22 protein-coding genes and 1 pseudogene are annotated in these 23,951 nt (G+C 68.0%); 10 read left to right on the forward strand and 13 right to left on the reverse strand.

Annotated elements, in window-relative coordinates; translation table 11 throughout:
- Window positions 1–65: 65 nt before the first annotated feature.
- Window positions 66–371, reverse strand: coding sequence for a dihydrofolate reductase family protein (locus tag ABD188_RS03710; protein WP_344058637.1), 306 nt, complete (start codon window positions 369–371; stop codon window positions 66–68).
- Between the two features lie 159 nt (window positions 372–530).
- Between ABD188_RS03710 and ABD188_RS03715 the strand changes: the two genes are divergently transcribed.
- The 3 genes and pseudogenes from ABD188_RS03715 to ABD188_RS03725 all read left to right on the forward strand — a co-directional run bounded on the left by ABD188_RS03715 (window position 531) and on the right by ABD188_RS03725 (window position 3,526).
- Window positions 531–2,474, forward strand: a complete 1,944-nt coding sequence (locus ABD188_RS03715; RefSeq protein ID WP_344058639.1) for a discoidin domain-containing protein — start codon at window positions 531–533, stop codon at window positions 2,472–2,474.
- Window positions 2,475–2,511: 37 nt separating this feature from the next.
- On the forward strand, window positions 2,512–2,979 hold the full coding sequence (locus ABD188_RS03720) for a pyridoxamine 5'-phosphate oxidase family protein (RefSeq protein WP_344058641.1): 468 nt from the start codon (window positions 2,512–2,514) through the stop codon (window positions 2,977–2,979).
- Window positions 2,931–3,526, forward strand: a pseudogene (locus tag ABD188_RS03725) (alpha/beta hydrolase). Before ABD188_RS03720 ends, ABD188_RS03725 begins: the two are co-directional and overlap by 49 nt.
- Before the next feature lie 20 nt (window positions 3,527–3,546).
- On the opposite strand, the gene ABD188_RS03730 reads toward ABD188_RS03725, so the two are convergent.
- Together ABD188_RS03730 and ABD188_RS03735 are read right to left on the reverse strand one after the other, a co-directional pair.
- Window positions 3,547–4,599, reverse strand: coding sequence for a hypothetical protein (locus ABD188_RS03730; RefSeq protein WP_344058643.1), 1,053 nt, complete (start codon window positions 4,597–4,599; stop codon window positions 3,547–3,549).
- Between the two features lie 112 nt (window positions 4,600–4,711).
- Window positions 4,712–5,929 (reverse strand): acyltransferase family protein, encoded by a 1,218-nt coding sequence (locus ABD188_RS03735; RefSeq protein ID WP_344058645.1) that lies wholly within the window; start codon window positions 5,927–5,929, stop codon window positions 4,712–4,714.
- 184 nt (window positions 5,930–6,113) lie between these two features.
- Here ABD188_RS03735 and ABD188_RS03740 point away from each other — a divergent pair, with 184 nt between their 5' ends.
- Both ABD188_RS03740 and ABD188_RS03745 read left to right on the forward strand, forming a co-directional pair.
- Window positions 6,114–6,446 (forward strand): ArsR/SmtB family transcription factor, encoded by a 333-nt coding sequence (locus ABD188_RS03740; RefSeq protein ID WP_344058647.1) that lies wholly within the window; start codon window positions 6,114–6,116, stop codon window positions 6,444–6,446.
- Window positions 6,446–6,931: an SRPBCC domain-containing protein gene (locus tag ABD188_RS03745; RefSeq protein WP_344058649.1), complete on the forward strand. Its 486-nt coding sequence runs from the start codon at window positions 6,446–6,448 to the stop codon at window positions 6,929–6,931. Before ABD188_RS03740 ends, ABD188_RS03745 begins: the two co-directional genes overlap by 1 nt.
- Window positions 6,932–6,939: 8 nt before the next feature.
- Here the strand turns inward: ABD188_RS03745 and ABD188_RS03750 are convergent, their stop codons facing one another.
- Together ABD188_RS03750 and dnaB are read right to left on the reverse strand one after the other, a co-directional pair.
- Window positions 6,940–7,794, reverse strand: coding sequence for a PHP domain-containing protein (locus tag ABD188_RS03750; protein WP_344058651.1), 855 nt, complete (start codon window positions 7,792–7,794; stop codon window positions 6,940–6,942).
- Window positions 7,795–7,821: 27 nt separating this feature from the next.
- On the reverse strand, window positions 7,822–9,189 hold the full coding sequence (gene dnaB, locus ABD188_RS03755) for a replicative DNA helicase (RefSeq protein ID WP_344058653.1): 1,368 nt from the start codon (window positions 9,187–9,189) through the stop codon (window positions 7,822–7,824).
- Between the two features lie 582 nt (window positions 9,190–9,771).
- Here dnaB and ABD188_RS03760 point away from each other — a divergent pair.
- Both ABD188_RS03760 and ABD188_RS03765 read left to right on the forward strand, forming a co-directional pair.
- Entirely contained in the window at window positions 9,772–10,737 is a 966-nt protein-coding gene (locus tag ABD188_RS03760) for a hypothetical protein (protein WP_344058654.1), read from the forward strand.
- Window positions 10,738–10,823: 86 nt separating this feature from the next.
- Window positions 10,824–11,789, forward strand: coding sequence for a hypothetical protein (locus tag ABD188_RS03765; protein ID WP_344058657.1), 966 nt, complete (start codon window positions 10,824–10,826; stop codon window positions 11,787–11,789).
- A gap of 343 nt (window positions 11,790–12,132) precedes the next feature.
- Here ABD188_RS03765 and rplI read toward each other — a convergent pair whose 3' ends face one another.
- The 5 genes from rplI to ABD188_RS03790 all read right to left on the reverse strand — a co-directional run bounded on the left by rplI (window position 12,133) and on the right by ABD188_RS03790 (window position 15,322).
- On the reverse strand, window positions 12,133–12,585 hold the full coding sequence (gene rplI / locus ABD188_RS03770) for a 50S ribosomal protein L9 (protein ID WP_344058659.1): 453 nt from the start codon (window positions 12,583–12,585) through the stop codon (window positions 12,133–12,135).
- Window positions 12,586–12,594: 9 nt separating this feature from the next.
- Complete coding sequence (gene rpsR, locus ABD188_RS03775) at window positions 12,595–12,849, reverse strand: 30S ribosomal protein S18 (RefSeq protein WP_344058660.1); 255 nt, start codon at window positions 12,847–12,849, stop codon at window positions 12,595–12,597.
- An 80-nt stretch (window positions 12,850–12,929) separates the two neighbouring features.
- A complete protein-coding gene (locus ABD188_RS03780) occupies window positions 12,930–13,439 on the reverse strand; it encodes a single-stranded DNA-binding protein (protein ID WP_344058662.1) in 510 nt (169 codons plus the stop codon).
- Between the two features lie 5 nt (window positions 13,440–13,444).
- Window positions 13,445–13,843 (reverse strand): 30S ribosomal protein S6, encoded by a 399-nt coding sequence (gene rpsF / locus ABD188_RS03785; RefSeq protein WP_344058664.1) that lies wholly within the window; start codon window positions 13,841–13,843, stop codon window positions 13,445–13,447.
- 273 nt (window positions 13,844–14,116) lie between these two features.
- Entirely contained in the window at window positions 14,117–15,322 is a 1,206-nt protein-coding gene (locus ABD188_RS03790) for an acyl-CoA dehydrogenase family protein (protein ID WP_344058667.1), read from the reverse strand.
- A 183-nt stretch (window positions 15,323–15,505) separates the two neighbouring features.
- Here ABD188_RS03790 and ABD188_RS03795 point away from each other — a divergent pair, with 183 nt between their 5' ends.
- From ABD188_RS03795 to treS, 3 genes are all read left to right on the forward strand, one after another.
- The gene (locus ABD188_RS03795; RefSeq protein WP_344058669.1) at window positions 15,506–16,498 is read left to right on the forward strand and encodes a hypothetical protein; all 993 of its coding nucleotides are present in this window, start codon (window positions 15,506–15,508) and stop codon (window positions 16,496–16,498) included.
- Window positions 16,495–17,676, forward strand: a complete 1,182-nt coding sequence (locus ABD188_RS03800; protein WP_344058672.1) for a hypothetical protein — start codon at window positions 16,495–16,497, stop codon at window positions 17,674–17,676. Before ABD188_RS03795 ends, ABD188_RS03800 begins: the two co-directional genes overlap by 4 nt.
- A 164-nt stretch (window positions 17,677–17,840) precedes the next feature.
- Window positions 17,841–20,174, forward strand: coding sequence for a maltose alpha-D-glucosyltransferase (gene treS / locus ABD188_RS03805; RefSeq protein WP_425561323.1), 2,334 nt, complete (start codon window positions 17,841–17,843; stop codon window positions 20,172–20,174).
- On the opposite strand, the gene ABD188_RS03810 is transcribed toward treS, so the two are convergent.
- From ABD188_RS03810 to ABD188_RS03820, 3 genes are all read right to left on the reverse strand, one after another.
- Complete coding sequence (locus ABD188_RS03810; RefSeq protein ID WP_344058674.1) at window positions 20,163–20,588, reverse strand: DUF779 domain-containing protein; 426 nt, start codon at window positions 20,586–20,588, stop codon at window positions 20,163–20,165. The genes treS and ABD188_RS03810 overlap by 12 nt on opposite strands.
- A 176-nt stretch (window positions 20,589–20,764) precedes the next feature.
- The gene (gene exaC, locus ABD188_RS03815) at window positions 20,765–22,312 is read right to left on the reverse strand and encodes an acetaldehyde dehydrogenase ExaC (RefSeq protein WP_344058676.1); all 1,548 of its coding nucleotides are present in this window, start codon (window positions 22,310–22,312) and stop codon (window positions 20,765–20,767) included.
- 223 nt (window positions 22,313–22,535) lie between these two features.
- On the reverse strand, window positions 22,536–23,834 hold the full coding sequence (locus tag ABD188_RS03820; protein ID WP_425561324.1) for a sigma-54-dependent transcriptional regulator family protein: 1,299 nt from the start codon (window positions 23,832–23,834) through the stop codon (window positions 22,536–22,538).
- Between the last annotated feature and the right edge of the window lie 117 nt (window positions 23,835–23,951).

Here is a 23,951-nt window from a genome sequence, read left to right on the forward strand (position 1 = left end):
GCCGACGACGACGAGTGGCACCTCGCAGTGCACATCGTACTCATCGGGCTCGCGGCCGGGGCTCGTCAGTTGTATTCGTCGCCGCGCGGAGCGTCGGTGTCGGACACCACGGTGATTTCGAGATCGGTCGCGTATCGAGAGGCGATGTAGCGGTCGTCGGGGATCGCGTCGGGATTGTCGACCTGGCTCGGCCAGTACTGCGCCATCCCTCGATAGGCCGTCGCCCCGAAGAGCAGCCGTCCGGCGGATCGCACCCGATCGGCGTCGTGTTGAGCGAAGGCGAGATCCATCGGCATCTGCGACACATCTCCGCCGGCCCCCTCGGTGCAGCCGTCGATGCTCACCATGCTGCTGACGATGATCTTGGCCATCGGATCCTCCTCGTGCGTCGCTGTGCCCCAGCGTCTCCCGCACCGAAGCAGGGTCGACCCGCGTCGTCAAGGCCTTGACCTGCGCGTGGGGGCCTGCGAGGTTCGGGCACGAAGGCACCCCCGCATCGCGCCCGTGACGATGACGTCGTGAGGATTGACATGAAGCTCCAGATCCGCCTGCTGGCAGCGTACGCCGCAGTTTCGGCGACCGCGCTCGTCGCCGGCATCCTGACCGCCCCCGCCGCTGTGGCAGACGATGCCCCGCCGCCGGTGCGGGTCTGGCTCACCACGGCCAACGACCGCAGCAGCCAGCTGACGGAGCAGGCACCGCTGGAATTCGGCACAACGCCGTCAACGGCGCAGACGATCGTCATCGATCCTGAGACCACCTACCAGAGCATGGACGGGTTCGGCGCCTCGCTCACCGACTCCTCGGCTGCGGTGCTCTACCGGCTGCCGAAGCAGCAGCGCGATGACGTCATGCGCTCACTCTTCGACCCGGTGGATGGCATCGGGGTCAGCATCCTGCGCCAGCCGATCGGGTCCTCCGACTTCACTGCGGCGCCGGCTCACTACACGTATGACGATGTGGCGCCGGGAGGGAAGGACCTGCTGCTGCGCAAGTTCAGCATCGCTCACGACGAGAAGCAGATCCTGCCCCTGCTGCGTCAGGCGAAGAAGCTCAACCCCGACCTCAAGATCATCGCCACCCCGTGGAGCCAGCCGGCGTGGATGAAGACCAACGACTCCCTCGTGGGCGGCCGGCTCAAGGACGGATACGTCTACGCGACGGCATACGCCGCGTACCTCACGAAGTATGTACTCGCGTACAAGCGAGCCGGCGTACCCATCGACTACCTGACGGTCCAGAACGAGCCGCAGAATCGGACCCCCGACGGCTACCCGGGAACGGATCTGCCCGTCGCGGATGCCGCGCGGGTCATCTCGATCCTCGGGCCGATGCTGAAGCTGGCCAGCCCCCGGACGAAGATCCTCGGCTATGACCACAACTGGGCGACGCATCCGGGTGACATCGCCGACACGCCTCCCGGCGAGGATCCGGAGACCGACTATCCGTCGAAGCTGCTGCAGACCTCGGCGGCGAAGTGGATCGCGGGCACCGCATTCCATTGCTACTACGGCGACCCCAGTGCGCAGACCGTGCTGCACGAACAGTTCCCGAACAAGGGGATCTGGTTCACGGAGTGCTCGGGCTCGCACAATCCCGCCGACCCGCCGGAGAAGTTCTACCAGGAGACCCTCGAATGGCACGCCCGCAACCTCGTGTTCGGGGTGACGCGCAACTGGGGCAAGACCGTCGTCAATTGGAACCTCGCCCTCGACGAGCGAAGCGGTCCATACCTCGGCGGCTGCACGACCTGCACGGGGTTGGTCACGATCGCCGACGACGGCACCGTGACGAAGAACGCGGAATACTTCACGATCGGGCACCTGTCCACGTTCGTCGAGCGCGGGGCAGTGCGCATCGCCAGTACGTCGTTCGGATCGGTCGGCTGGAATGGTCAGATCCAGGATGTCGCCTTCCGCAATCCGGACGGATCGACTGTGCTCGTGGTGCACAACCAGCACTGGGCGGACGACCGCACATTCGCCGTCTCGATGGGCGGGAAGACCTTCGAGTACACGATCCCGCCGCGAGCGCTCGCCACTTTCGTGTGGCCCGCCTCCGAGGCTTTCGCCGACGACCTCGCCCCGGTGGACATCTCCGGCGCGACGGCCACAGCGACGCATGAGAATGCCGCCGATCCCCCTGCGAACGCGATCGACGGGGATGCTTCGACCCGCTGGTCGAGTGGCACTGCACAATCCGATGGTCCGGCGCTCACGATCGACCTCGGAACTGCAACGACCTTCCGCCGCGTTGCGATCGACTCCGGCGGCAATCTCGGTGACTTCGCGCGCGATTGGACGCTGGACGTCTCCCTCGACGGTGTGACGTGGACGGCAGCCGCCACCGGCACCGGTGTGGGCCAACTGACCCAGATCGACGTTGCGTCGACGACAGCGAGATACATGCGGGTCGCGGCATCCGGCGATGTCGGCAGTTGGTGGAGCGTCGCCGACGTGCGGCTCTACGACTGAGCCTGCGTTGTCTGATCAGCGACGCGGCGACGAAGCTATGAGCTCCACCGCAGACGACTCGCCGACGGGCGTCGCGCGCCGCATCATCGATGCGAACTCCTACGCCACCCTCGCCACCGCCGATGCCGAGGGCCGCCCATGGGTCACGCCCGTGTGGTTCGCCGAGCGCGACCTGCGTGAGTACCTCTGGGTATCGCGAACCGAGCGGCGGCACTCGCAGAACGTCGCCGAGCGGGCCGAGCTGGCCCTCGTGGTATTCGACTCGACCGCCGCTGCGGGTTCCGCGAACGCGGTCTACGTAGAGGCGGTTGCAGCGCCGGTGTCCGACACCGACCTCGACGACCTGCTCGCCGTCTTCAACGCGAAGTGCGAGGCATCAGGTCTGCGAGCCTGGCCCCGCTCCAAGGTCTCCGGGCACGAGCCCTTCCGCCTGTACCGCGCGACGGCGTCGCAGGTGTGGGTGCTCGACGAGCACGAACACCGGGTGCCGGTGGGGCTGCAATAGGTCCATGTGACGCACGAAGCTCGCCGCGCGACGCCTGGAGAACGGTCCCGTTGGAGAACGCTTACGGTGCGCTCTGCTGGATGTCGGACCCGGCCGTCGAGCTGGGCATCGACCCTGCCAGGCCGGTGATCGCCGGTCAGAGCGCCGGCGCAGGGCTGGCGGCCGGGGTGACCCTGCTCGTTCGGGAGCGCGGGGGTCCGGTAGTGTGCGGGCAGATTCTCGTCAGCCCCATGCTCGATGACCGCCGCGGCGGTCCGGATGTCGGTTCCCCGACCGCTGCAGCGCAGCGGTCGACCTGTCCGACCCACCACCGGCATTCAACTCCACGGGGAGCAGCGAGGTCTTCCGCGATGAGGCCGTCGCGTACGCCTCACGCAACTGGGCATGTGGCGGGATCGCCGAGCTTCATGTCTGGCCGAGCGGCTTTCACGGATTCGAGAACCTCACGCCGCGGGCGGCTCTGTCTGTGGCGGCCGCGGCCGCGAGGGACGGATGGGTACACCGCCTGCTCGACGGCCATCACGGAAGCCCGCAGCGGTCAGCCTGAGCTCGCGTGCTGAGAACTCCTCACGGCGACGGCTCGAACCAGTCGAAGTTGCGCTTGAACGCGGACGTCGGCATGAGCGTCGTCGGCTCGGTGCCATCGGAGTTGATGACGATCACGCTGTTGTCCGGATGGGCGAACTGATTCGAGTCCGGGTCGAGTGCGAACACGATCTGACTGCCGTCGGGTGACCATTCGGGCGTGATCGGGAAGGTCCCGTCGGGTGGGATGTAGATCTGCGTGAGTCCGGAGCCGTCGGCGCCGACCGTCCAGATCCCACCCACGGGTTGGTTGCGCTCTGCTGCGAAGAGGATCTTCTCCCCGTCGGGTGACCATCGCGCCCACCAGCTCGGGGCGATGTTGCCCGTCTCGACGGGCCGCAGATCGGTGCCGTCTGTGGCCACGATCCAGAGGCTGCCGCCGAGATCCCAGTCCGGCTCCGGCATCCCGCGGAAGAACAGCAGCTCTGTCCCATCAGGTGAGTAGTCGAGCGGCACGTCGTGACCGCCGGTGTCGGTCGTCGTGACCCGTACCAGGTCGTCGCCGGAGGGAGAGGCCGCGGTGTAGACGCCGGTCCGGGACGCATCGGCGTTCGCCCATCCCTCGGATGCGATGCGCGTGCCGTCGGGGGACCACAGCTGGGCGACGAGGTTGAGGTCGGGGTCGACAGCGGACAGGAATGCGGGTTCACCCCCTTCGACGGGGATCGTTGCGCTGGTCAGCGGGCCGACGGGCTGCGCGGAGGGCAGCAGCAGCACCGATGATCCGTCGGGTGATACTCGAGCGCAGCATGCCTCGCCGAGGTCCGTGAGCTGCTTTTCCGGTGACCCGTCTCCCGGAACGAGGAAGACCGTCTCGTCGCCGTACTGCCCGCCCGCCCGGGTGAACAGCAGGGATCCCTCCAGTTCGACACCTGCAGTCGCCGTGGCAGTCGGCGGCGCGGTACTCGGTTCCGCCGGCGTACCGGCGCACCCCGGCAGAACCGCCACGACGAGCATCCCGGCTGTCGTGAGCCGGCTTCCACGAGAACTCCTGGCGGACGCTCGGTCACGACCGACGACTGGCCACCTCTTCACGCCGACATCCTCTCGGATCTGCGCTGTCGGCGACAGGTCGAACTGCGTACTCGGCCACTTACGGACCCGCCCTCGCAAGAGCGGGTCGCATCTACAGCAGAACGACGCGTCCCTATGACTGAGTCGGTGCAGACGCCGCTGCGGCGGGCGTGCCGCTGAGAACCCGCGCACCCCACCGGCCCGCGCGCCCGGACAGAACGTGCGCCGGCGCTTCGACCAGGTAGTAGAAGCCGGTGGCCAGGATGAGTGCGATCGGGATGACGATGAGCATGAAGATTCCCAGAGACACGTCGGGCATGAGGTGGCGGATCGCCACGATCAGCGGAACGTGCACGAGGTAGAGGCTGAACGAGATCCGACCCGCGAAGCGAGCCGGGCGCAGTGTCAGGATGCGGCCGCACAGCCGAGAACCGAGGGCGCTCACGACGATCAGCAGAGCGCCGACCGGGATGAGTGCCGTCAAGAGCGGTGGCATCCAGGAGGCGGCCATCGCCTCAGGGCCGACCAGCCAGCGGGCGATGAGGAGAAGGAGGCCGGCCGTCACGGCCGCGGCCCAGATCAGCCACGAATAGCGCACCGCATTGATCACCGCAATGAGTTTCGTCACACCCTCCAGCCCGACCGCGAGCAGAACGCCGATCATGAAGACAGGCAGGTACAGGAACGAGGCCGTGCCGGTGAGCGCCCCGATCCACACCCCGACGAGGCATGCGGCGATGCCCACCACCCACCACCGCTTCACGACGATGGCGATGATGCCGAAGACCGGGAGCGCGAGCGAAAAGATCATCTCCCACTGGATCGACCACAGCGGGTTGTCGATCTGGTACTGGCCGTTGAGCAGATCGAGCGCGCTCAGCACGCTCGCCCAGGTGAGCTGGGGCGTGCTCGCCATGTCGAGCCACCGGGATGCCCCGGGCACCAGGGTCTGCGGGTGGAGGAGGATGAGCAACGACGCCAGGGCGACAGCGCCGGCGACGGGGACCATGAGTCGCACGACACGGCGTGGAAAGTACGCAGCCCAGTTGAATCCACCGCGCAGTACGGGAAGAGCGAGGACGAATCCCGACAGCACGAAGAAGAGGACCACTGCCTCGGGCCCCGCGTTGGTGAGTTTGAGCGGACTGTACGTCAGCCACCACAGCGCCGAGCCGGGCTGCGGCGGTTCACCGCCCGGCATCACCACCGCCGACATCGCCGGCGTCACAAGGAGGGTGTGATGCACCAGGACGACGAGCGCAGCAACACCACGGAGGCCGTCAAGGGACCTGAACCGGTCCGCACCGACGGTCGCGCTCCGTTCGGGCGCCACCGTAGACGTTGTCGACACTGCGGAACTCCACACTCACACACACGTGCGTCATCACTGATGAAGGGGATGCGCACGGTCTGGACGGGGCCGCGGCGGGCGCAAAGGTACGGAGAATGGTAGCAATGCCTAACTGGGCGTCTGCCGAGCCGGTCTTATCACTTAGCTCCTGTGCTAAGTGATGGATGCCGCAATACTTAGCTTTGTGGCTCAGTATTCTTCGACGCTCGACACGGTGTTCGAGGCCCTGACAGACCCCACCCGCAGGGCGGTGATCCGTCGTCTGGGCGGCGGGCCGGCGAGCGTCGGCGAGTTGGCGAGCGAGTTCACGATGGCGCTGCCGTCCTTTCTGCGGCACATCCGGGCGCTGGAGGGCAGCGGACTCATCCGCACCCGAAAGACCGGCCGGGTCCGCCTGTGCACTCTCGAACACGACCGCCTTGCGGTCGTCGACGGGTGGCTCGCCGAACAGCGCGCCATCTGGGAGAGCCGGACCGACCGACTCGAACAACATCTGCGTGAGGCGAAGGACGACTGATGAACCCCGACGAAATCAATCCCGATCTCGACCTGGAACTGAACCGGATCATCCGCGCACCGCAGAGCGCGGTGTGGCGCGCGTGGACGAACCCCGATGAGCTGCAGCGATGGTTCATCCCTGCTCCGACGGTGCTGCGAGTCGATCGGCTCGACGTCCACCCTGGTGGTGGGCTTGTCACCTCCATGAGCGACGACGGCGCGAACTTCACTGCGCATATCGATGCGGTCTTCCTCGTCGTGGAGCCGGGGTCTCGCCTCGTCTGGACGAATGCGATCGACAGCATGTGGCGGCCGCAGCAGCCGCGGCCCGTGCCGCTCACGGCGGAGATTCGTCTGCTCGAGCATCCCCAAGGCACGGACTACCGCGTCGTCGTTCGCCACGGCCGACCTGAGGATCAGCGCTTGCACGCCGAGCTGGGGTTCTTCGAAGGCTGGGGAGCTGTCACCGAACAGCTCGCCGAGTTCGCTGAGCGGAGCAGCTGAGCGGACGTTCAGCGGGTCCAGAAGTCCTCGGGACGGGATCCCTCACGGAAGCCGATCGCCTCGAGCATCGCGGTCGCCTCGGGAAAGCCAGCCGCGAGAGCCCCCGGTCCGTGGGAGTCGCTGCCGAAGCACACCGCCCGTCCGCCCTCCTCCGCCCACCATTGCGGAATCCAGGGCTCGAGCCGCCGGGTGTTCATCTCGAGCGCTCGTCCCGAGCTTGCGATTGCGCGCATCGCCCCACGGAACGGCTCTTCGAACCTGCGCGGGTCGAATGGCCCTGCGGTCGCGACAGGCCACGAGCGAACTGCGTAGTCGATGTGGGTGAACACCACGAAGGAGTCGGAACCGGCGACCATTCGTGGGATCTCCGCGAGGTACTCCCACATGACCGCATCCGCCGGCCGGTAGCGGTAGAGGGTGGCCGGCTCCGCGCGATCGCCGGCAGCGAACGGGAGCATATGCAGCGACCCGTTGACGCGATCGATGACACCGCTCGACAGCAACGGCGCGGCGTGCGCGTCCCACAGGTGCGGCTGCCCGAACTCGACACCGGTGAGGATGCGGAGCTGGGGGTACGCATGGCGGCAGTGATCGATCGCTGCAAGGTAACCGTCGGCGTCGAACCGCGGCAGCCGGACGTGCCCCGTCGCGTCGACGTACTTCTGTGCGTATTCGCCGATGTCACCGTCGTCCGCCCGCCAGGAATCCTCGAAATCAAGGTGCTCTGTGAACACGAGCGCGGGCAGCCCGATCCGCACCGCGTGTTCGCACATTCGGGACATCGACCCCGGAGACTCCGGATGCGATCCCCAATCCCACGACCACTCGCTGTGGACGTGCGAGTCAGCGGGCAGGGTCGTCATCGCGCCGAGCGGGCCATCTGTAGCGGCCTACAGCCCGACCGCCATGTCGGTGAAGCGCGAGAAGTGGCCCTGGAATGCCACGGTCACGGTGTCCGTGGGCCCGTTGCGGTGCTTGGCGACGATCAGGTCGGCCTCGCCCGCCCGCGGGTTCTCCTTCTCGTAGGCGGCCTCGCGGTGCAGCAGGATGACCATGTCGGCATCCTGCTCGAGCGAACCCGACTCGCGGAGGTCGGACAGCGCGGGCTTCTTGTCGGCGCGCTGCTCGGGACCACGGTTCAGCTGCGACAGCGCGATGACCGGCACACCCAGCTCCTTGGCGAGGAGCTTCAGCGCACGCGAGAACTCCGACACCTCTTGCTGGCGCGACTCGACGCGCTTGCCCGACGTCATGAGCTGGAGGTAGTCGATGACCACCATCTTGAGGCCCACGCGCTGCTTGAGCCGACGGCACTTCGCACGGATCTCGACGAGCGTCATGTTGGGGCTGTCATCGATGTAGAGCGGTGCGTCGTTGATGCGACCGCGCACCGACGCGATGGTGGTCCAGTCGCGGGAATCCAGCGTGCCCTTGCGCATCGCCTGCAGCGGCACAGATGCCTCAGCGCTCATGAGTCGCATGGCGATCTCGCTGCGGCCCATCTCGAGTGAGAAGAAGATCGTCGGCAGGGAGTGCTTGATCGCTGCCGACCTCGCGAAGTCGAGGGCGAGCGTCGACTTGCCGAGGGCGGGTCGCGCGGCGATGATGATGAGCTGACCGGGGTGCAGCCCGTTGGTGAGCTGATCCATCTGCGCGAAGCCGGTGGGCACGCCGGTCATCTGTCCGTCACGGCCTCGTGCGGCCTCGATCTCGTCGACGGCCGCATCGACCGCGATCGTCAGCGGAACGTAGTCCTCGGCGGCATCGGCGCCCGTGACGCCGTAGATCTCCGCCTGGGCATTGTTGACGAGGTCGAGTGCCTCACCCTCGCCGGCGTAGCCCATCTGCACGATGCGCGTGCCGGCCTCGACGAGACGCCGCAGCAGCGCGCGCTCCGCGACGATCGAGGCGTAGTACCCGGCGTTCGCCGCCGTGGGCACGATCGAGGTGAGCGTGTGCAGGTAGTCGGCGCCCCCCGCACGCTGCAGCTCACCGGTCTTGATGAGCTCGTCGGTGACCGCCACGACATCGGTCGGCTCGCCATGCGAATACAGCGAGAGCACGGCCTCGAAGATCAGCTCGTGCTTGGGCACGTAGAAGTCGGTGCCGCGGAGCGATTCGATCACGTCGGCGACGGCATCCTTCGACAGCAGCATTCCGCCGAGCGCGCTCTGCTCTGCGAGCAGGTCATGAGGAGGCGTCCGCTCGTGCGTGCGGGGTCCGCCCATCCGCTCATCGGAGATGTCGGCTATCGACATGTGCAGTGTCCTCCACGCGGTATTCGGGCAATCCTGGTGCGGCCGGCGGGTGCGCGCGGGCATGCGCGAGCACGGTCATGCATCGGATGCCGCAGCATCCGATGCAGTCCCATATCAGTGGAGCATCATCCACCGACATCGTCCACGCCGACGTGCGGTGCGGTCCTCCCCGGGCCGGACCCCACGCTAGAGAGCGGGTATTCGATGTGCAACTCGGCCTGTGGATAAGTCTGTGGAATGTATGCGCGAAACGCCGGGAAGCCTGTGCACAACCCCTGTGGAGAGTCTCTCGGCGATGGCGGATCGCGATCGAGGTTCTTCGATCTGATCAGGGATTCTAGATTTCACAGCTTGTGGATGGCGATGTGGTTGAAGTACGGCTTGAAGGTTCCGTCGATGACCGCGACCTGTGCACAAAGTACGCCCCCGATGCGCAGCCACCGACGGTGCGGCGAGCGCCGGAGTCGACAGGGGCATAGACAGACGTCGCGGCAGACGTTATCGTCTTCAGAGATCCAGGCACCCCGTTTGACGCGATCACATCGCTGCTCGCGTGACGTTCTTCGTCGCACAGGAGGTGACATGGACCCCGAGGCAATCAGCCCGCAGCCGAACATCCGGCGACTGCTGTTCGTCGCCGTCGGCGTCGCATTCGCCTGGGTGCTGCTCACGCTCGCGATGGGTGTCGGCTCGTCCGGCGCCCGCGCTGAGCAGACGGATGACGGGGGTGCCCTCTCACGCGTGAGTTCGGTCATGGATGAGACCACCGATGCCGTGACGGATACCGGAGCCGCCGCGACCGTTGCGATATCACACGCCACCAGCTCTGTTCCGCCGGCCCCGCCCGCGCAGGTGCCGATCGTGGCAGCCGTCGTCGATACGGTCGCACCCATCGTCGAAACAGTCACCTCGACGGTGAACGACACCGTCGCACCGGGAGTGGTGGCCCCGATCGTCGCGCCGGTGGTGGAGGTCGTATCGGCCGTCCCCGCCGTGGGCGACGTCGTCTCGGAAACCGCACTCGATCAGGCCCTTCCCGCCGCTGCGGCCGATGTGGACGAGACGCTGCGGCACCTCATTTCGACGGTGACCGACACCGTGGGCGGTGTGATCCCTCCCCTTCCGTCGGTGCTTCCGTCGCTTCCGGATGTCGCAGCGCCGACGGAGATGCACCCGTCCACCAGCACGGGATCGCGTGCCACGCCGACGGACTCCGCGGGCACGGTCACCGCCGGCACCCTCACGGACTCGTGGTCGCCCGCTGGGTGGACGGTCGTGCGCACGCTCACCGCGGGCATGGCGGCCATGACGACCCTCGCTCTTTCGCCCGAGTTCGAACTCGGCTCAGCCGAACAGCCTCTTCCCCTCGGTGCGGCTCTGCCGGCCGATCTGCTCTCCATGGGATCCAGCGGTGCGGGTCCCGGCGTCTGGGGCATGCTCGCCCTCGCGTTCTTCGTTGCATACCGTGCCTGGGTGCTGCGCAAGACCGGCGAGAACGCCGACGCTCCTGCGGCGCCCCTGCTCGGCACCGACGTCTCTCCCGACTGATCGGAACCCGCCGCCGAACGCTGGCGGCCGAGTTCACCCGCGCGCGCTGCGCGCGGCATCCGATCCCCAGTCAATAGGAGACAACCATGCATACCTTCATCACGCGCGCCCTCTTGGGCACGCTGCTCGCCGGCGGCATCACGCTGCTCGGTGCTACGGTCGCCAACGCGGCCGAGACAACAGTCGACGACGGACTGGTGTCCGGCACGCAGGCCCTCATCGACATCCAAGCTCCGGTCACGATCGCCGGAAACGCCATCTCGGTGATCGGCGACAGCTCGTCGACCGCACCGGCGCCCGCTCCCGCCCCGGCTCCGGCTTCAGCGCCGGCAGCGACAACGAGCGGCAACCACGGCATCGGCTCGGGAACGCAGGCGATCGTCACGGTCGCCGTGCCCATCACCGTGTCGGACAACGCCATCTCGGTGATCGGCGACAGCTCGTCGACCGCACCGGCGCCGGCGCCGGCTCCCGTGGCCGCCGCGGCACCCTCTGCGTCGACGGAGGGCGATGACAGCATCCTCGGCGGCACCCAGGTCATCGCGCCCGTCGCGGTGCCCGTCACCGTCAGCGGGAACGCCATCTCGGTCATCGGCGACAGCAGCGCCGCCTCGGCCACGGAAGGCGCCCCGGCACCCGGAACGACACCCCCGCCGGTCGGTGGCGCCACGAGCGGTGACGACAGCATCCTCGGCGGCACCCAGGTGATCGCACCGATCACCGCCCCCTCCACTGTCACCGGCAACGCCATCGCGATCATCGGTGAATCAATCACCGAGACGGTCGTCGTGCCGGCCGTCTCGACGGAGCCCACCGAGCCGACGGTTCCCGCGAACCCGACCGATCCCACCGAGCCGACCGTGCGTGACAGCACGACCGACTCCGTAACGGCTGTCGGCACCGACGGAACGATCGTCGGGGCGAAGGCTTCGACCACCGCGACTCAGCTCGCCGCAACAGGAGGACCGAACGCGCTGGTCGCGCTGCTGATGAGTGTCGGGCTCATCGCAGCAGGCCTGACGGCGCGCGTCCTGCGGCGCCGCTCCGCGTGACGTCAGGGTGGCGGCGTGCCCCAGCGCCGCCACCCGACTCCGCGTGAGCAGGCGGGAGCGCCGTACCCAGCGGCGCTCCCGCCCCATCAACCCCCTCGTACTCGCGGGAGGGCCGCCATGCCTGGATCGGCCCTCCCGCGTCATGCCGCTGGGGAGGGCGGATGCCGCGGATCCTACGGGTCCGCGGCATTCGCCGCGCCCTGCGGCGGGCCGAGACGATCTGGACCCTGACCCGCTCGAGGTCACCGCGATCGCCGTGGCCGCTCCCGGTCGCCCGCCGAGATGCCGAGAACGACGGATGCCGCGAACCCGAGGGTCCGCGGCATCCGCTGCTTCGCGCGAATTACTTCGCGGCGACCACCGTCAGCGTGATCACGGCGGTGAGGTCGTCGCGGAGGCGAACGGTCGCCTCGTGCTCGCCCACCGACTTGATCGGAGAGGTGATGTGGATCTTGCGCTTGTCGAGGTCACCGAGACCGGCGGCCTTGACCGCGTCGGCCACGTGCTCGGTCTTGACCGAGCCGAACAGGCGACCTTCGGAACCCGCCTTGACGACGAGCTTGACCTTGTTCGACTCGAGGGCGTCCTTGAGCGCAACGGCCTCGTCGTGGTCGTGGATGGCACGCGTGTCGCGGGCCGCGCGAATCGACGCGACCTGCTTCTCGCCACCGCGGGTCCACCGGACGGCGAAACCCTGGGGGATGAGGTAGTTGCGGGCGTACCCGTCCTTGACCTCGATCACGTCACCGGCAGAGCCCAGCCCGGCGACCTCGTTCGTGAGAATCAGCTTCGACATATCTGGTCCCTACCTGCCGGCGCCGGCGTAGGGCAGAAGCGCCATCTCGCGCGCGTTCTTGATCGCGCGGGCGATGAGGCGCTGCTCCTGCACGGAGACACCGGTGATGCGACGGGCGCGGATCTTCCCACGCTCCGAGATGAACTTGCGAAGCGTCGCGACATCCTTGTAGTCGATGACGCCGACGCGGGTCGGCTTCGCGGGAGCGGTGGGCTTGCCACCCTTCCGCGGCTTGCGGCGGTCGCCGCTTGACTTTCCAGCCATGGTTTTCCTTTACGTGTCTAAGTGGGGGTGCCGGACATCGGTCGCTGAGCTTGTCGAAGCGCCCGATGCCGAGGCGAGTATCAGAACGGAGTGTCGTCGCCGTAGGCGCCGGGAGCAGCCCAGGCGTCGCCGCCGGCACCGCCTGCGGCTGCCGGAGCGGCCGACTGCGAACCGGGGGTCGACCACGGCTCGTCGGACGAGACCTGGCCACGGGACTGACCGCCGCCGGCAGCGCGCGTCACCTGAGCGGTGGCGTACTTGAGCGAGGGGCCGATCTCATCGACCTCGAGCTCGATCGCGGTGCGCTTCTCGCCCTCGCGCGTCTCGTAGGAGCGCTGCTTGAGGCGACCGGTCGCGATGACGCGGGAGCCCTTCGTCAGCGAACCGGCGACGTGCTCGGCGAACTCGCGCCACACGCTCGCGCGGAGGAAGAGCGCTTCGCCGTCCTTCCACTCGTTCGCCTGGCGGTCGAAGTTGCGCGGCGTCGACGCGATCGTGAAGTTCGCGACGGGGAGTCCGTTCTGCGTGTAGCGCAGTTCGGGATCAGCCGTGAGGTTGCCCACGACGGTGATGATCGTCTCGCCGGCCATCGTCGTTACGCGTCCTGCTTGGCGGGAGCCGAAGCGACAGGCTTCGCCGGGCGGGCAGCCTTGCGGGCGGCCTTCTCAGCGGAGCGCTCGGCCTCGGCGGCGACCATCGCGATTGCTTCCTCGGCCCGGAGGACCTTGGTGCGCATGATCGTCTCGCTGAGGTTCAGCTGACGGTCGAGTTCCTGTGTGGCAGCGCTCGTGGCGGTGAAGTTGACGACGGCGTAGATGCCTTCGGTCTTCTTCTCGATCTCATAGGCGAGACGGCGCTTGCCCCAGATGTCGACCTTGTCGATCGAGCCACCATCATTCGTGATGACTTTCAAGAACTTGTCGAGACTGGGAGCGACCTGGCGCTCGTCGATCTCGGGGCTCAGAATGACCATGAGTTCGTACTGGTGCGTCACTAACCCACCTCCTTCGGACTAGAACGGCCGCCGAGCATTTCCCGGCAGCAGGAGGGTGTGTGCACGTCGTCCTGGGCTTACGCGCACTGGGGCGCCACCGGACAACCTTGACAGTCTAGCGGATGCCGCGTGCCCGGCCGAATCCGTCTGCCCGCGGCATCCGCGGGTGTCCGCGCGACGAGCCCACGCATTCACGGTCGAGACCTCGGTTCCAGGTGACGCGGGACTGTGGTTTCGCGCACCGATGTGCGGGCTCAGGGGTGAGCTCCGCCATCAAGGCCGCACGTCAGTGAAGGCGCTGATTCCGGTGAGGTGCTGGCCGAGGATGAGGGTGTGAACCTCATCCGTCCCCTCATATGTGCGGACCGACTCGAGGTTCGCTGCGTGGCGGATCGGCGAGTTCTCCAGCAGCACGCCATCGCCACCGAGGATCGTCCGCGCCTCGCGCGCGATCGCGATCGCCTCGCGCACGTTGTTGAGCTTGCCGAGCGAGATCTGGGCAGGGGTCAGGGATCCGGCATCCTTCGCCCGCCCGAGGTTCAGCGCCAGCAGCGCACCCTTCTGCAGCTCGAGGACCATGTTCACGAGCTTCTGCTGCGTGAGCTGGAACGCCGCGATCGGGCGACCGAACTGCTCACGTCGCAGCGCGTGGCGCAGTGCGGCTTCATAGCTGTCGCGGGCCGCGCCGAGCGAACCCCACACGATGCCGTACCGCGCCTCGTTGAGCGCTTCAAACGGCCCGCGAAGGCCGCGAGCGCCCGCCAGCAGAGCGGATGCCGGCAGCCGGATGTCGTCGAAATGCAGCTCGCACTGGATCGACGCCCGCATCGAACCCTTCGGCTCGAGCACCGTCACCCCGAAGCCGGGCGAATCAGTGGGGACGATGAATCCGCGAACACCGCCCTCGGTCTGCGCCCAGACGACGGCCATCTGCGCGATCGAGGCCAGCCCGATCCACCGCTTCGAACCGGACAGGATCCAGTCATCGCCGTCCCGCCGGGCGAACGTCTTCATGCTCGAGGGATCCGAGCCCGCGCTCGGCTCCGTGAGGCCGAAGCAGCCGATCACCTCGCCGCGCGCCATCCCGGGCAGCCACTCCTGCTTCTGCTCCTCGGACCCCCAGCGGTGGATCGAGCCCATCGCCAGCGAGCCCTGCACCGACACGAATGTGCGGATGCCGGAGTCACCCGCCTCGAGTTCGAGCGCGGCAAGGCCGTACTCGACGGACGATCTGCCGGGGCATCCGTAGCCCTCGAGCGTCATGCCGAGCAGACCCAGCTTTCCGAGTTCGGGCACCAGCTCGGCCGGGAAGACTGCTCGATCGAACCAGTCGCCGATATCGGGGCGGATCCGCTCATCCGCGAAGCCGCGAACGACGTCACGGACCGCGCGCTCCACGTCGCTGAGCAGGGCGTCGAGGCCGAGGACATCGGATGCCGCGCGCAGCCCGTCGAGATCATCGGGGTTCCTCGGCTCCATCGGCTTCCTCCTCGTCGAGCGGCTGGTTCGATCATGCCTCGGTCGGGCGGGGACGTGTCACCCCTCCTCCTCGTGGTGCCCTTCCCCGTCGCCGCTCGTGGACCTGCGCGCACCTTCGGAACGCTCGGATACGCCGAGGCGGAGTTGTGACACGACCGGGGAGACCCCAGGTACCTTGGGCGGATGGAGTGGACGGCGGATGTCTCGGTGGGCGACTGGATCCGGGAGCATCTCGAAGACGGGCGCGACTGGTCGACGATGCACGCTGTGGTGCCTCGCGGCTTCGCCGCCTACGCCCGCATCCTCCATCCCGCCTCGCGGGATCGCCCGGTCGGGGCTGCCTGGCCTCCGGTGCCCTACGGAAAGCACGTCAAGGAGTGGGATGCCTTCCAGGCAGCGGGCCACGAGATCGACACCGAGCGCGTGACCTGGGCCGCCACTGCGAGCGCCTTCGGCACCACCATGCACGCGCTGGCGCAGTGGCACCGGATCGTCGGGCCCCGCGTGGTCGAAGGCGAGGACGGACCGAGGGATGCCGCAGGCTGGCGCTACTCGGACCCGATGGAGGGCTCGCTGGAGCCCGACCTCGTGTCGGCGACGGCGAGCATCCTTGCGCGGCATACGAGCACACCCGACGACGGGTTCGTGGCGGTGTGGGAAGGTTGGGGCGGGATCGTCGGCGCCATGGGATACGGGCCTTCGCGCATATTCCTCACCATCGGCGACGAGTCGGCCGACGACGATCCGCGGCATGACGAGTTCCTCGCCCACGCGGCTCGCGACACCTTCAACGACGTCTTCAAGAAGCCCACCTGGCAGCCCGGCATCCTGTCGGACGAGGTCTCACGCGGTCCCCGGCTGAGCCTGCCGAATCGCGACCACGTGCTGTTCCGCGGCGGAGTGTCGGAGCTCGCCGACCCTGACTGGGAATCGCGCGTGCCTTGGCAGGACCGCGAACTCGAGACCCACGGCTTCGCACAGACCGCGCACTGCCCCAGCCTCGTCTGGCCGCAGGACCGCGCCTGGGTGCTCGTCACCGAGGTCGACTACGACTCGACGATCGTCGGCGGCTCGTCCGAGCTGGTCCGTGCCCTGGTTGCGGATCAGCGACTCGAGGTGCTGCCCCTCCGCGAGGGTGCCGAGCTCGCGTGGGATGCCGACGAGGTAAACCGATGAGCGGTCCCGGGCCGGTGGCGTCCGTCTCCTTCGATCCTCGCCCGCTCACGGAACCGGTCGACCGAAACAGCGTCGTCGCGTTCGCCCGCCGGCTGCGGCAGAACGGACAGGTCCCCTCGCCGTTCAACACCATCGCGGTCATCGTGACCGTGGCGGTGATCTGCGTGTTCGTGTTCGTGTTCGGCACGACCTTCGTCTCGATCATCGTCTCGGTCGTGGCCGCAAGCGCAGGTTCGGGGGGTGGCGGCTTCGGCCTGCTGTTCTTCCTGCTTCCGGTGCTCGTGATGGTCGGCGTCGCCGTGGCGATCGTCGTCAGCGTGGCGCGTGCGCTGACCGGCGGCCGCGAGCGCTGGTACCGCCTCGACCGGTTCGCGCGCGCCAATGGGATGACGTACGTGCCGCAGCTCGCGGCCCCGGCTCTGCCCGGGATGATCTTCGGAGTCGGCGACTCCCGGCATTCGACCGACCTCGTGCGCGGCGATCGCCCGAGGTTCGTCGAGTTCGGCAACTATTCGTACACGACCGGCTCGGGCAAGGACCGCACCACCCACCAGTGGGGCTACGTCGCGGTCAGACTCGACGTGCCCCTGCCGAACATCGTGCTCGATGCGACGAGCAACAACTCCCTGTTCGGCTCGAACCTGCCGGCCTCGTTCGGCAAGGATCAGCGCCTGCGCCTGGAGGGCGACTTCGATCAGCACTTCGCGCTGTACGCACCGGTCGGCTACGAGCGGGATGCGCTGTACCTGTTCACCCCCGACATCATGGCGCGGTTCATCGACAACTCGGCCGCGCTCGACGTCGAGATCGTCGACGACTGGCTCTTCCTGTACGGGCAGCGCGCGTTCTCGACGCTGGATCCGGCGACGTGGGCGTGGCTGTTCTCGGTCGTCGGGGCACTCCTCGACAAGTTCGCGCAGTGGTCGCGGTGGCGCGATGAGCGACTCGCGGCGGATGCCGCGGCCACGCCATCCGTTCCTGCCGGCGCGTCCGCAGCGAGCGCGGCGGTGCCCTTCGCGGCGCCACCCGAACTGCTGCGGCCACCCCCGGGGGTCGCACCGCCCGGCCGCCGCCTCACCCGGCGGTTCGGCTGGGTCGGCTTCGTGGTCATCGGCGTGTTCATGCTGATCTGGCTGTTCCAGGTGTTCGCCGGCGGGATGTTCGCGCTGTTCTCCTGACCGTCCTGTCGCGGTCGGCAGGGACGAGAGACGCGGCGATGCAGCGGGACCGTTCGCGGGCGGTGCGCGGATACCACCGACACGGTCTGCGCGCGGGGCCCTTGATCCCGGCGTGAGGAACCGTAGCGTGGGTTCATCACATCCGGTAGAAGGAGGAGGCGCCCGTGGATGACTCGGTGCAGGATCTGACCACGACCGAAGAGAGCGCGACGGCGGTCGAGCATCCATCCGTGCCGAGCGAGTCCGCAGACGTCGAAGAGGCTCCCGCCGAGCTGGCGCCGGAGATCACCTACGACGAGCAGCGCTACCCGGCACGACCGCGCCGACTTCGCCCGCGCGATCAGCTCCGCCCGAGCAATCTCCGCCGGGTGAGCATCGACCCGAGAAGCGCGACGGGGACGAACCCGTCGTACGTCGAGTGGCTGGTGCGACAGGCGATGCTGAAGGATGCCGACGTGCTGAGCCGCCAGCTCTCCGGTCAGCCGAGCATGTGGCGCAATCCCTATGCGCGACCCGACGCGCGCCGCGCGATCACCACCGCCGACGTCTGGTTCACCGCGTATCCCATCTCGCTGATCACCCGGCCGGGCGAGTCGTTCCTCGACGCGCTGGGTCAGCAGGTGCTGTGGGATGCCTTCGAGCGTGTCGGCATCAATGCCGTGCACACCGGCCCCGTCAAGCGCGCCGGCGGCATCGTCGGCTGGCGCGAGACTCCGAGCGTCGACGGCCATTTCGACCGCATCTCGACGCAGATCGACCCGCTGTTCGGCGATGAAGCGGCGTTCCGCCGGCTGACGGACGTCGCGGAATCCCACGGCGGGAGTGTCATCGACGACATCGTGCCCGGGCACACCGGCAAGGGTGCCGACTTCCGGCTCGCCGAGATGGCGTTCAAGGACTATCCCGGGATCTATCACATGATCGAGATCCCGCCCGAGGACTGGCACCTGCTGCCCGAGGTTCCCGAGGGAGCCGATTCTGTGAACCTCGACGCCGCCACCGAGCTCGAGCTGTCTCGAATGGGCTACATCATCGGAGAGCTGCAGCGGGTCATCTTCTACACGCCGGGCGTCAAGGAGACCAACTGGAGTGCCACTGCGGCGGTGAAGGGCGTCGACGGGGCCGCCCGCCGCTGGGTCTACCTGCACTACTTCAAGGAGGGTCAGCCGTCGATCAACTGGCTCGACCCGACGTTCGCGGGAATGCGGCTGGTCATCGGCGATGCCCTGCACTCGCTCGGCGACCTGGGCTCCAGCGCGCTGCGGCTCGATGCGAACGGCTTCCTCGGCGTCGAGAAGAGCGCGGAGGGACTGCCCGGCTGGTCGGAGGGGCATCCGCTTTCGCACGCCGCGAACCACATCATCGCCGGCATGGTGCGCAAGGTGGGCGGCTTCACCTTCCAGGAGCTGAATCTGGCGATGGAGGACATCCGCGACACCGGTGCCGTCGGCGCCGACCTGTCGTACGACTTCGTCAGCCGTCCCGGCTATCAGCACGCGCTGGCCACCGGCAACACCGACTTCCTTCGCCTTGCACTGCGTGAATCGCTGGAGGTGGGGGTCGAACCGGTGAGCCTCGTGCACGGCATGCAGAATCACGACGAGCTGACCTACGAACTCGTGCACTGGGGGACGGCGCATCGCGACGACGTCTTCCCGTTCCGGCACGAGGAGATGACCGGAGCGCAGATCGCCGAGGCGATCCGCGCCGAGCTCACCTCGGCGCTCACGGGTGAGGCGGACTTCAACCGGGTCTTCACGCAGAACGGGATCGCGTGCACGACCACGTCGGTGATCGCCGCCGCACAGGGTTTCACGTCCCTCGACGACATCACCGAGGACGATGTGCCCGCCATCCGGGATGCCCACGTGCTGCTGGCCAAGTACAACGCCTGGCAGCCGGGCGTCTTCGCCCTCTCCGGGTGGGATCTCACCGGCATGCTCACCATCCCCGCCGATCAGGTGCGGGACCTCATCGCGACGGGTGACACCCGCTGGATCGAGCGCGGCGCGCACGATCTCATCGACGCAGACCCGCTCGCCCAGCGGTCGCTGTCGGGAATGCCCAGGGGTCGTTCCCTCTATGGATCCCTGCCGAGCCAATTCGAGTCACCGGACTCGTTCGCCGCACAGCTGACCGATGTGATCTCGGTGCGACGAGATCACGGTGTCGCGGTCGCGACTCAGATCGACGTGCCGGATGTCGCGCACGGCGCCATGCTCGTGCTCGTGCACCGGCTGGATGAGGGCAGCGGCGACGACGCGGCGACGATCCAGCTCACCGTGCTGAACTTCTCGGCGGAGTCCGTCGACGGCACCGTGCATTCCGCCGCCCTGCCGCCGCAGCGGGACGTGGTCGACGCGGCGACGGGTGAGACCATCGCGCACGTCGATGACCTGCAGAGCTTCATCGTGCACCTCGAGCCCTACGGCGGACTGTTCCTGCTGCTGCGCGAGCCGGAGCCCGAAGCAGAGACCGCCAAGGCCTCAACCGTGTGAGGCCCCGAGCCCGAAGTGCTCCAGTTCGGCCTCGTCGAGCATGCGCGAGCGGATGAGGAACCGCATCCCGGTCGGCCCCTCGACCGAGAAGCCCGCACCGCGTCCGGGTACGACGTCGATCGTGAGGTGCGTGTACTTCCAGTACTCGAACTGCGACTCGGACATGTAGATCTCGACCGGCTCGGCCCGCGCTGAGCCTGTCGAAGGGTCCAGCCCGACCTCCAGTGAGCCGAGCAGCACGTCGCTCGGGCCGGTCATGAACATGCCGACCGGATAGCACATCGGCGAGCTGCCGTCGCAGCAGCCGCCGGACTGGTGGAACATCAGCTTGCCGTGCTGAGCGGTGAGCTCACGGATGAGGGATGCCGCGGCATCCGTCACCGCCACGCGCTGGGGTGCCTTCGTGTCGACCATCGTGCTCCTGCTTCTCGCTGCTTGCTGCTTTTCGTCTCGCTTCGCTCGCTCAACGACCGAAGCCTCCGGTCGTTTGAGCGAGGAGCGAAGCGACGAGACGAAACGTCTGTGCCGCACCAACCGGGGGCGGCGACGGGCACCCGCTGGGGCCGGGGCGCCCGTCGCCCATCCCGGGTTCAGAAGAACCCCATCGGCCCTTCGGCATACGAGACCAGCAGGTTCTTCGTCTGCTGGTAGTGATCGAGCATCTTGAGGTGGTTCTCGCGACCGATGCCGGACTGCTTGTAGCCGCCGAACGCCGCGTGCGCGGGGTACTGGTGGTAAGTGTTGGTCCAGACCCGCCCGGCCTCGATCGCACGCCCGGCGCGGTAGGCCGTGTTCATGTCGCGGCTCCACACTCCAGCGCCGAGCCCGTAGAGGGTGTCGTTCGCGATCGAGATGGCGTCGTCGAAGTCGTCGAACGACGTGACCGAGAGCACCGGGCCGAAGATCTCCTCCTGGAAGATGCGCATGTCGTTCGTGCCCTCGAAGATGGTGGGCGCGACGTAGTAGCCCTCGGAGAGGTCTCCGCCGAGGTCGACGCGCTCGCCGCCGAGCAGCAGCTTCGCGCCGCCCGACTTTCCGATGTCGATGTAGCTGAGGATCTTCTCGAGCTGGTCGTTCGAGGCCTGGGCGCCGATCATGGTGTCGGGGTCGAGCGGGTTGCCCTGCTTGATGGCCTTGACCCGTTCGATGCCGTCTCCGAGCAGCTGGTCGTAGATCGATCGGTGCAGCAGCGCGCGCGACGGGCAGGTGCACACCTCGCCGTTGTTGAGCGCGAAGAACGAGAATCCCTCGAGCGCCTTGTCGTAGAACGAGTCGTTGGCGCGGGCGACATCCTCGAAGAAGATGTTCGGGCTCTTTCCGCCGAGTTCGAGCGTGACGGGGATGAGGTTCTGCGACGCATACTGCATGATGAGGCGGCCGGTCGTCGTCTCACCCGTGAAGGCGATCTTGCGGATCTTCTTGTGCGACGCGAGCGGCGCACCCGCCTCGATGCCGAAGCCGTTCACGATGTTGAGCACTCCCGGCGGGATGAGGTCGCCGATGATGTCGATCAGGAAGAGGATCGACGCCGGCGTCTGCTCGGCGGGCTTCAGCACGACGCAGTTGCCGGCCGCCAGCGCCGGCGCGAGCTTCCACACCGCCATCAGAATCGGGAAGTTCCACGGAATGATCTGGCCGACCACTCCGAGCGGCTCCTGGAAGTGGTAGGCCACGGTGTCTTCATCGAGCTGCGAGATGCTGCCCTCTTGTGCACGCAGCACTCCGGCGAAGTAGCGGAAGTGATCGATCGCGAGGGGGATGTCGGCGGCCAGCGTCTCGCGGACGGGCTTGCCGTTCTCCCAGGTCTCGGCGACGGCGATCCCCTCCAGGTTCGCCTCCATACGGTCGGCGACCTTGAGGAGGATGTTGCTCCTCTCGGTGGGGCTCGTCTTGCCCCAGGTCGCGAACGCCTTCCATGCGACATCCACAGCGCGGTCGATGTCTTCGACGGTGCCCCGGCCGACCTCGGTGAACGTCTTGCCTGTCACCGGCGAGGGGTTCTCGAAGTACTGCCCCTTGATCGGCTCGACGAACTCGCCGCCGATGTAATGGCCGTAGCGCGGACGGTAGTCGGCGACCGAGCCTCGCTGGCCCGGGGCGGCGTAGACGCTCGAGACGCCTTCTTCGACGATGGTCATGATGTCTCCTTCGACGGGTTCGCGACGGTCTTCGTCGCGCTGCGCCGAGGCTAGGCGAGCGAAGGTTGCAGAACGTTGCAACCTCCCCGTCCCCACCACCCTCACCGTTTACGGACGGGACACGCCGCGTCCCCGGTCGCGGGAGCGGCGTGTCCCGTCCGTAATCGGCCTCGACGCCTCGAAGCGACGAGACGAAACGCAGTGCCCCGCCCAGCGGCCGATTTCAGGCGGTGGCCTCGAGGCGCTCGATACGCGCTACCAGGCCAGCGCGCTTCGGCGAGCGGGCCGGCAGCAGCCTCAGGCACAGACGCAGGAGGTCGACATCCTCCGCCCCGATGTCGGTCTCGGCGAACGCGAGCAGGACGTCGCCGCTCGCCTCGGACATGAGGGCCTCGCGCAGCGCCGTGCGCACGGTGTCGCGGAACTCCTCGACGCCCGGCGAGGTCGAGTCGGGCAGCACGTCGCCCCGGTACGCCGCGAGCGCCACACGATGCGCGCCGCGGTCGAGGAGCGAGAGCATCTGGTGCGCGTCCGTCTCGAGCTCGGCCGCGAGGCGATACGGCCGCGACTCCGGTATGAACGCCGGCGCCGCGCGCTCCAGCACCTTGCGAAGCCGGACCATCTCGGCCCGCAGGGTGTCGGCGGTGCCGGCGTCGCCGTACACCAGCTCCGCGAGGCGTTCGGCGGACAGTCCCTGCCGATGCACCGCGAGCATCAGCAGCAGCTCGGCGTGGCGCGGGCCGAGCTCCGACACGGACTCGACGCCGGCGGCCTGCACTTCGAGCAGGGCCCGATCCCGACCGAGCACGCGAAGGACCGCGCGCGTCGCGTCGGGCCGCCGGGCGGAGCGGCGGGGAGGAGTGGATGCCGCGGCCCGCTGCCGCAGCCGGGCCACGAGCAGCTCGCCCTCGATCGCGCGAGCCGTGGCATCCACGAGCAGCTGCGCCTGCGGCGTGACGGCCTCGAGGCCCCCGGTGACATCGACGACCCCGAGCAGTCTGCGGGTCTCGGGATCGTGCACGGGAGCCGCGGTGCACGACCACGGCTGCACGAGACGGTTGAAGTGCTCGGCCCCTCGGATCTGTACGGAGCGGTCGAGTGCCAACGCCGTCCCGGGCGCCGACGTGCCCACGGCCGACTCCGACCAGTTCGCGCCCTCGGTGAATCCCATGTCGCCGGTGAGCGAGCGGATGTGGCGATCGCCCTCGATCCACAGCAGGCGGCCCGCCGCATCCCCGACGGCGATGACGACACCCGACTCATCGGCCTCGCCGGGCAGGAGCAGCGCGCGCACCATCTCCATGACCCCGGCGAGCGGGTGGGCGCTGCGATACTGCTCGATGTCAGCCGCGGTCAGGTCGAGCGGCGGAACACCCTCTGCTCCCACGAGGCTCTCGAGCGAGCGCCGCCACGACTCGCGCACCAACGGACGCACATCCAGCAGCCGCCGATCTGCGCCGTTGCCTGCGACGAGCTCTTCGTGTGCGCGCTCGATCAGCAGGCGCGAGGTCTCGGGTGACACTTCGCGTCGTTGCGACCACGGCGATGACATGGGGCTCCGATCGACGTCGGGGAGCGTTGGTCAAGTCTAGGTCGGCCGTCGAGGCGCCCGGGTCGAGCCGCCCGACTCCGAGGACGA

The sequence above is a fragment of the Microbacterium pumilum genome (genome assembly GCF_039530225.1).
Classification (GTDB): Bacteria; Actinomycetota; Actinomycetes; order Actinomycetales; family Microbacteriaceae; genus Microbacterium; species Microbacterium pumilum.

Excerpts from the sequence above, each read along its gene's own strand:
- ABD188_RS03745 (WP_344058649.1), top strand. The coding sequence starts at position 6,446 with ATGAACCCCGACGAAATCAATCCCGATCTCGACCTGGAACTGAACCGG.
- dnaB (WP_344058653.1), bottom strand. The coding sequence starts at position 9,189 with ATGTCGATAGCCGACATCTCCGATGAGCGGATGGGCGGACCCCGCACG.
- ABD188_RS03720 (WP_344058641.1), top strand. The coding sequence starts at position 2,512 with ATGAGCTCCACCGCAGACGACTCGCCGACGGGCGTCGCGCGCCGCATC.
- ABD188_RS03765 (WP_344058657.1), top strand. The coding sequence starts at position 10,824 with ATGCATACCTTCATCACGCGCGCCCTCTTGGGCACGCTGCTCGCCGGC.
- ABD188_RS03810 (WP_344058674.1), bottom strand. The coding sequence starts at position 20,588 with ATGGTCGACACGAAGGCACCCCAGCGCGTGGCGGTGACGGATGCCGCG.
- ABD188_RS03780 (WP_344058662.1), bottom strand. The coding sequence starts at position 13,439 with ATGGCCGGCGAGACGATCATCACCGTCGTGGGCAACCTCACGGCTGAT.
- exaC (WP_344058676.1), bottom strand. The coding sequence starts at position 22,312 with ATGACCATCGTCGAAGAAGGCGTCTCGAGCGTCTACGCCGCCCCGGGC.
- ABD188_RS03760 (WP_344058654.1), top strand. The coding sequence starts at position 9,772 with ATGGACCCCGAGGCAATCAGCCCGCAGCCGAACATCCGGCGACTGCTG.
- rplI (WP_344058659.1), bottom strand. The coding sequence starts at position 12,585 with ATGTCGAAGCTGATTCTCACGAACGAGGTCGCCGGGCTGGGCTCTGCC.
- ABD188_RS03795 (WP_344058669.1), top strand. The coding sequence starts at position 15,506 with ATGGAGTGGACGGCGGATGTCTCGGTGGGCGACTGGATCCGGGAGCAT.
- ABD188_RS03710 (WP_344058637.1), bottom strand. The coding sequence starts at position 371 with ATGGCCAAGATCATCGTCAGCAGCATGGTGAGCATCGACGGCTGCACC.
- ABD188_RS03800 (WP_344058672.1), top strand. The coding sequence starts at position 16,495 with ATGAGCGGTCCCGGGCCGGTGGCGTCCGTCTCCTTCGATCCTCGCCCG.
- ABD188_RS03715 (WP_344058639.1), top strand. The coding sequence starts at position 531 with ATGAAGCTCCAGATCCGCCTGCTGGCAGCGTACGCCGCAGTTTCGGCG.
- rpsR (WP_344058660.1), bottom strand. The coding sequence starts at position 12,849 with ATGGCTGGAAAGTCAAGCGGCGACCGCCGCAAGCCGCGGAAGGGTGGC.
- ABD188_RS03790 (WP_344058667.1), bottom strand. The coding sequence starts at position 15,322 with ATGGAGCCGAGGAACCCCGATGATCTCGACGGGCTGCGCGCGGCATCC.
- ABD188_RS03750 (WP_344058651.1), bottom strand. The coding sequence starts at position 7,794 with ATGACGACCCTGCCCGCTGACTCGCACGTCCACAGCGAGTGGTCGTGG.